8 protein-coding genes are annotated in these 6,000 nt (G+C 53.1%); 6 read left to right on the plus strand and 2 right to left on the minus strand.

Going from position 1 to position 6,000, the window contains the following annotated elements:
- Positions 1 to 24: 24 nt before the first annotated feature.
- Positions 25 to 1,170 carry a phosphoserine transaminase gene (locus tag ABJI08_RS16295; protein WP_348402905.1) on the minus strand — a complete coding sequence of 382 codons (1,146 nt, stop codon included), beginning with the start codon at positions 1,168 to 1,170 and terminating at the stop codon, positions 25 to 27.
- Between the two features lie 158 nt (positions 1,171 to 1,328).
- On the opposite strand from ABJI08_RS16295, the gene serB reads away from it, so the two are divergent.
- From serB to ABJI08_RS16315, 4 genes are all read left to right on the plus strand, one after another.
- Entirely contained in the window at positions 1,329 to 2,204 is an 876-nt protein-coding gene (serB, locus tag ABJI08_RS16300) for a phosphoserine phosphatase SerB (protein ID WP_348402906.1), read from the plus strand.
- 69 nt (positions 2,205 to 2,273) lie between these two features.
- The gene (locus tag ABJI08_RS16305; RefSeq protein ID WP_348402907.1) at positions 2,274 to 2,594 is read left to right on the plus strand and encodes a metalloregulator ArsR/SmtB family transcription factor; all 321 of its coding nucleotides are present in this window, start codon (positions 2,274 to 2,276) and stop codon (positions 2,592 to 2,594) included.
- Positions 2,591 to 3,019 (plus strand): SRPBCC domain-containing protein, encoded by a 429-nt coding sequence (locus ABJI08_RS16310; RefSeq protein ID WP_348402908.1) that lies wholly within the window; start codon positions 2,591 to 2,593, stop codon positions 3,017 to 3,019. The genes ABJI08_RS16305 and ABJI08_RS16310 overlap by 4 nt, the downstream gene beginning before the upstream one ends.
- 22 nt (positions 3,020 to 3,041) lie before the next feature.
- Positions 3,042 to 3,356, plus strand: coding sequence for a hypothetical protein (locus ABJI08_RS16315; RefSeq protein ID WP_348402909.1), 315 nt, complete (start codon positions 3,042 to 3,044; stop codon positions 3,354 to 3,356).
- 139 nt (positions 3,357 to 3,495) lie between these two features.
- Here the strand turns inward: ABJI08_RS16315 and ABJI08_RS16320 are convergent, their stop codons facing one another.
- Entirely contained in the window at positions 3,496 to 4,416 is a 921-nt protein-coding gene (locus ABJI08_RS16320) for a LysR family transcriptional regulator (RefSeq protein ID WP_348402910.1), read from the minus strand.
- 152 nt (positions 4,417 to 4,568) lie between these two features.
- On the opposite strand from ABJI08_RS16320, the gene ABJI08_RS16325 reads away from it, so the two are divergent.
- Positions 4,569 to 5,627 (plus strand): DUF4432 family protein, encoded by a 1,059-nt coding sequence (locus ABJI08_RS16325; RefSeq protein WP_348402911.1) that lies wholly within the window; start codon positions 4,569 to 4,571, stop codon positions 5,625 to 5,627.
- Positions 5,628 to 5,835: 208 nt separating this feature from the next.
- A partial coding sequence (locus ABJI08_RS16330; RefSeq protein ID WP_348401938.1) for a transposase occupies positions 5,836 to 6,000 on the plus strand: 165 nt, incomplete at its 3' end.

Genomic DNA, 6,000 nt, shown 5'->3' on the forward strand with positions numbered 1-6,000 from the left:
GGACATGATTGTCCGCCTCTGCCTTTAAGCTTGTGCTTGGATTTCGGCTTCAAACGCCCATGACAACCAGGGCAACATCGCCTCGATGTCAGCCGTTTCGACTGTACCACCGCACCAGATACGAAGACCCGCGGGCGCATCGCGATAAGCGCCGATGTCCAGCGCGATGTTTTCCGTCTCCAGACGCTTGGCCACAGCCTTAGCAAAGGCGGCACCGTCCTGAATGCGATCATCGGTGAACTTCAGACAAACCGAAGTGTTCGAACGCGTCGCGTCATCTTCGGCAAGATTGGCAATCCAATCGTTGGCGTCGCAGAAATCAAACACGGCCTTAGCGTTGGCATCGGCACGTGCGATCAGACCTTTAAGGCCCCCTTCGGAGCGCGCCCAATCCAGCGCGAAGAGATAATCTTCAACCGCCAGCATCGAAGGTGTGTTGATGGTTGCGCCGGTAAAGATGCCTTCGATCAGCTTGCCGCCTTTGGTCAGGCGGAAAATCTTTGGAAGCGGCCAAGCTGGTGTATAGCTTTCAAGACGAGCTACGGCGCGCGGGCTGAGTACAATCACGCCATGTGCGGCTTCGCCGCCCAGCACCTTCTGCCAGGAGAATGTTGTGACATCCAGCTTGTCCCAGGGCAGGTCCATCGCAAACGCCGCAGAAGTCGCGTCGCAGATAGTCAGACCATCGCGGTTTGCATCAATCCAGTCCCCATTTGGCACACGCACGCCAGAGGTGGTACCATTCCATGTGAACACGACGTCATTGTTGAAATCCACGGAAGCAAGGTCAACCAATTGACCGTAATCTGCAACCTTGGCCTCGGCATCGATTTTCAACTGTTTCACAACATCTGTGATCCAGCCTGCTCCAAAGGATTCCCATGCCAGCATTTCAACTTTGCGTTCACCAAGAAGCGACCACAAAGCCATCTCGACCGCACCGGTGTCCGACGCGGGAACAATGCCGATCTTATAATCAGCGGGGATGCCAAGAACTTCGCGCGTGCCTTCAATGGCAGCCTTAAGCTTGTCCTTGCCGATGGCGGCGCGGTGCGACCGGCCCAATGCAGCATCGGCGAGTTTTGTGACATCGAATGTGGGGGGTTTGGCACATGGGCCAGAAGAAAAACGCGGGTTTGCCGGCCGCGTAGCCGGTTGTTGAGTAGCCATTGATACTATCCTTACAGATATCTGCCTCTCGTTGGGGAGAGGTGTCCCGCCGTCGGACATAGAGGGGTGTTTGCGGTTTCACAACAGGGAAAATGAAGCTATAGCGCCGTTTGACACTTCAATTGCGACCTTCCACGACCACTATCGGAAACTTCCTCATGTTTGTTGCCACTTTATTGACCTCCCCTTCCGCCCCTTCGCTCGACCCTGCTCTGCTGGAGTCTCTGCGTAATGCTTGGGGGGGCGGAGATGCCAATTGGCTGGCGGTGGATGAAGTCGCTGAATTCACGCTGGACGTGATGCCGGATAATCGCTGGGACGTCTGGGCGGACCTGCAGAATTTGGGTGTTGATCTGGTGATACTGCCTTCAGACGGGCGTCGCAAAAAAATGTTGCTGGCAGATATGGACAGTACAATGATCCAGCAGGAATGCATCGATGAACTGGCCGATGAGGCCGGAGTGGGCGACCGGGTCAAAGACATCACCGCCCGCGCCATGAACGGTGAATTGGACTTTGAGGGCGCCTTGATCGAGCGGGTTGGGTTGTTAGAAGGGCTCGACGAAGCTGTTATCGCGCAAGTTCTGGCCGAACGTATTACGTTGATGCCCGGCGGCAAAGCGCTGCTGGCGACAATGAAAGCCCATGGTGCTTATGCGGCGCTTGTTTCAGGTGGGTTTACGGCCTTTACTGCCAGGGTGGCTGCAGAATTGGGGTTCGATGAGAATCGAGCCAATACCTTGTTGGTCGCAGATGGTGTTTTGACCGGAGATGTGGGCCGCCCCATTCTGGGCCGTGAGGCTAAGGTACAGGCGCTGAATGAGATATCTCAACGGCTTGGTCTGAACCGCGCGGACGTGATGGCCGTGGGAGATGGCGCAAATGATCTGGGTATGCTGGGGCTGGCAGGGGCCGGAGTTGCGCTGCATGCCAAGCCATCCGTGGCCGCAGAATGTGACATTCGCATCAATCACGGCGACCTTAGCGCACTTCTCTATATTCAGGGATACGCCAAAGCAGAATTCGCGGTCTGAAAACTGGCCTGACAAAATCGTGAACATCTAGTTGTTGTTTAATATTTAACCATAGCGTTAAATATGGACATGACATCACTTGCTGAAACATTCTCCGCATTGGCGGACGAGAACCGTCTGGCCATGGTGGAACGCCTTATGACCGAAGGAGAGTTGCCTGCGGGTGCTTTGGTACAGGATGCCGGGATAAGCGGGCCGGCGATTTCGCGTCACTTGCGGGTCCTTCGCGAAGCCGGGGTCATTTCGCAGCGGGCGGAGGGGACTAAGCGGTTCTATTCGGTCCGGCGAGATGCCTTAAAAGCCATTTCAAACTGGACAATTGATCATCGTTATTTCTGGGAGTCCGGGCTGGACAGGCTCGAAACTATGTTGGCGGAGGAAAGTGAATGAGTGATATTCGGCTCGAACGGAGCTTTGGTGTTTCACCTGAACGTTTGTTTGCGGCAGTGACGTCGCAAGCGGATTTGCTGCAATGGTGGGGTCCCGAGGGCCTGCACGTTCCTGAACATGCCTTGGATCTGTCACAGACTGGGCCATGGTATTCAGTTATGGTGAATGAAGAAGGTCAGCGATTTAAGGTGTCGGGTCAGGTCACAAGTATTGATCCGCCCAAATCGGTTGGCTTCACCTGGGCCTGGCACGATGACGAAGACACGCGCGGACCGGAAAGCCATGTAACTTTTTCGATTGTAGCGATGGAAGAGGGGGCGCGGCTGATAGTGGATCATCGCGCATTGGGCGACGATGAGGTGGCTCAAAACCATGAAATGGGTTGGGGATCATCGCTCAACAAACTGGAAACCCTTATTAAATGATTACCAACAGAGGAGAAAATTGATGCCCAAATTTATGTTCATCTATCATGGCGGCGGTATGCCGGAGACCCCCGAAGAAGGCGAAAAAGTCATGGCCGCGTGGGGAGCTTGGATGCAGGGGCTTGGTGATGCCCTTGTGGATGGCGGTAACCCGGCTGGCATGTCCAAAACTGTGACGGCTTCGGGTATTGACGATGATGGCGGGTCCAATCCTGTATCAGGTTACACTCTGGTAAATGCGGCTGACATGGACGCTGCCTGCGCCCTGGCCAAAGGATGCCCGATCCTGGACGGCGGCAAAGGCACGGTCGAAGTGGCCGAAGCAATGGAGATGTAGCGACTTGCCGTTATTGGCGGGGCCAAGGAGCTTGGCCCCGTTTTATTTGGCTCGTCGCTTAAGGAAACCCGGCGGTGGTCTTCTAGTTACTCAATCGCAACACGTCAGTTTACGATTGTTGCCTATGACAGTTCCCTATTCATTGTTTTTGGATCAATTGCGCTAGGGGAACGCGACGGTGATTTCTGCTGCTAACGGCGCGGTAAATAGTTCCAACAAGGGTGAAGTTGCAGTGTGCGCGCCGCGCAATTCCAATTTTCCGTGCGAACTCAAAACCTTCCATGTGGAACGCAGAAAATTCTGATTGCTCAAATTCCTCGATGCTGCTTTTGGGGGCAGTGCTTAGGCAGCCTTGCTCTTTGACACGGCGACCTATTATCGTTGGCGCGTTTGTGACGAACCTAAATCTTGGAAGGGGTTGTTGTTTAAGGTAAAAGAATGACTCTAGTGCTATGCGCGCAGCTTCTTGTTTCACAGGCTTAATCCAATCATGTCGTTGCAGGTCCTGCATAGCGACAGTATTCCCAGCAAACTCATGATCGACATGACACAATCCGACTATTCGGTCTGATGCGAATAGCTTAACATCAAAAGCTTCTTCGTGAATGAGCCGGTTCACCATCCCAGCATAAAGATCAATGTGGTTTCCAAGAAGGGCGCTGCGTAATTGTTCAGCGTGATCCGTTACCACTGTAAAATCGACCCCGGGCTTTTGAATACTAAGTGCGCTCATCGCCTGTTCCGTGCAGGAAATAAGATCCATGCCAGTTCCAACGCGCAACCGGCCAACGGTGCCATTTGCTATCGCCGCGATTTCACGGCGCGACTGTTCATAGTCAAGCAGGATTCGGCGGGCGTGGTGCTCCATTTCCATCGCCAGCGCAGTTGGTTTCACACCGCCTGGCTCGCGTACAAAGAATTGCGCTCCATATGCCGCTTCTAAAGTTGCGATACTCTTTGAGATGGCAGGCTGGCTTATATTCACCTCGCGCGCCGCAGCGATGAAACTTCCGTGTTCCAAAACCGCCAAAAAATGGCCGAACTGACGGACTGTTGTCATGTGGAGCCCTCATATGAATAACCAAAAGGTTCATAAGACTGATTAAAAGAAGTTTGTCGTTGTTTCAGAGGCAAATACAAGACTGGCATCATTGCGCTGTCACGTTTGACTTCGACTGCTGCAATTCGAGACCTGTTGGGGAAGCTAAAACTTTGATCGACGCGACTAACCAAAACCAAGATCCAGTATTTCTGCGCTCGGTCTACTCGAGCCCAGATGCCTATGCGAGCGCACGGCTGGCTACATTGGGTGACGGTGCGGAGCGTGGCGTGCGTGTTGTTGAGTTTCGAACGGCTCTAGGACTTGAAGCGGAAATCACAATTGATCGTGGGGGCGACGTTGGCCGCCTCGCACTGAACGGAAAAACATTGTCATGGCATGCGCCACATGGCTTGCGTGCACCGTGGTTGCTTAACCTTGAGAACGATAATGGTCAGGGCTTTTTGCGTGGGATTGGTGGGTTCTTAAAAACATGTGGGCTTGCGCATATCCGTCAGCCGGAAACTGATCATCCGGACAATGCCAGTGTGCCCTTGCCTCATGACACATATTACCCTTTGCATGGAAACAGCACTTTTGATCCTGCCTGGCTGGTTGGCTATGGTTTGAATGACGACGCTGACGAACCATATCTATGGTGTGAAATCGAACGCATAGAATCTGTGGCCACACGCAATGCATTGCGACTTCGCCGAAAATTCAGTGCCCCGATTTGGGGGCGTACGATCTCGATCCAAGATGACGTGGTCAACATTGGACACCGCTCAGTGAGCCAAATGACATTGTATCATTTTCATGTTGGATACCCATTGGTGGCCCCCGGAACAACCATTGATGTCACGGGCGGCAGCAAGGTCTGGACCTCTCGTCCGCATGATCCGCTTGCACCGTATTCTGAACCTCACGAAACATCCTTTAACGATATCTCGACCTACAAATTGAGCGGTAATCGCGCGACTGTAACAATTTCCGAACAAGAGAAAAACCACGGTTTGGCTCTGAGTTTTGACACAGTTAACTTGCCATATGTGCAGCTTCTACGGATGACCAGTCCTGGGCTTTATGGGATCGCAATCGAGCCGTGTACAACACGTGCGCGCACGCGAAAATCTGCCCGCGAGATCGGCGAGATGAGCATCCTCGAACCGGGCGAAAGCCGCCATTACGACCTCGGGATTACTGTTTTCAATAATAATTCGAGCGAGAGGTAGCCCTACGATGCGCGCTATTTTCGTCGTCTTTGACTCTCTGAACAGTCAGTTCTTGCAACTCTACGGCGGAAATGGCGTGGAAACACCCAATTTTCGGCGGCTTGTCGAACGGTCCGTTACATTTGACAACCATTATGCCCCTGACCTGCCCCCCGAAACTTCCCTCAGTTTAATGTAGAGTTTGCTCAACGTTTGAAGGAGCCAACAAATGCGACAGAGCCGTTTTACCGAGGCCCAAATAATCGGGATGATCAAAGAACAGGAAGCTGGGATGCCGACGTCGGAGGTGTGTCGTAGACATGGCCTGAGCCCTGCGTCGTTCTATAAGTTCAAAGCAAAATATGGTGGCATGAACGTTTCTGACACCCATCGC

The sequence above is a fragment of the Shimia sp. genome (genome assembly GCF_039969785.1).
Lineage (GTDB): Bacteria > Pseudomonadota > Alphaproteobacteria > Rhodobacterales > Rhodobacteraceae > Shimia.

Excerpts from the sequence above, each read along its gene's own strand:
- ABJI08_RS16295 (WP_348402905.1), bottom strand. The coding sequence starts at position 1,170 with ATGGCTACTCAACAACCGGCTACGCGGCCGGCAAACCCGCGTTTTTCT.
- serB (WP_348402906.1), top strand. The coding sequence starts at position 1,329 with ATGTTTGTTGCCACTTTATTGACCTCCCCTTCCGCCCCTTCGCTCGAC.
- ABJI08_RS16305 (WP_348402907.1), top strand. The coding sequence starts at position 2,274 with ATGACATCACTTGCTGAAACATTCTCCGCATTGGCGGACGAGAACCGT.
- ABJI08_RS16310 (WP_348402908.1), top strand. The coding sequence starts at position 2,591 with ATGAGTGATATTCGGCTCGAACGGAGCTTTGGTGTTTCACCTGAACGT.
- ABJI08_RS16315 (WP_348402909.1), top strand. The coding sequence starts at position 3,042 with ATGCCCAAATTTATGTTCATCTATCATGGCGGCGGTATGCCGGAGACC.
- ABJI08_RS16320 (WP_348402910.1), bottom strand. The coding sequence starts at position 4,416 with ATGACAACAGTCCGTCAGTTCGGCCATTTTTTGGCGGTTTTGGAACAC.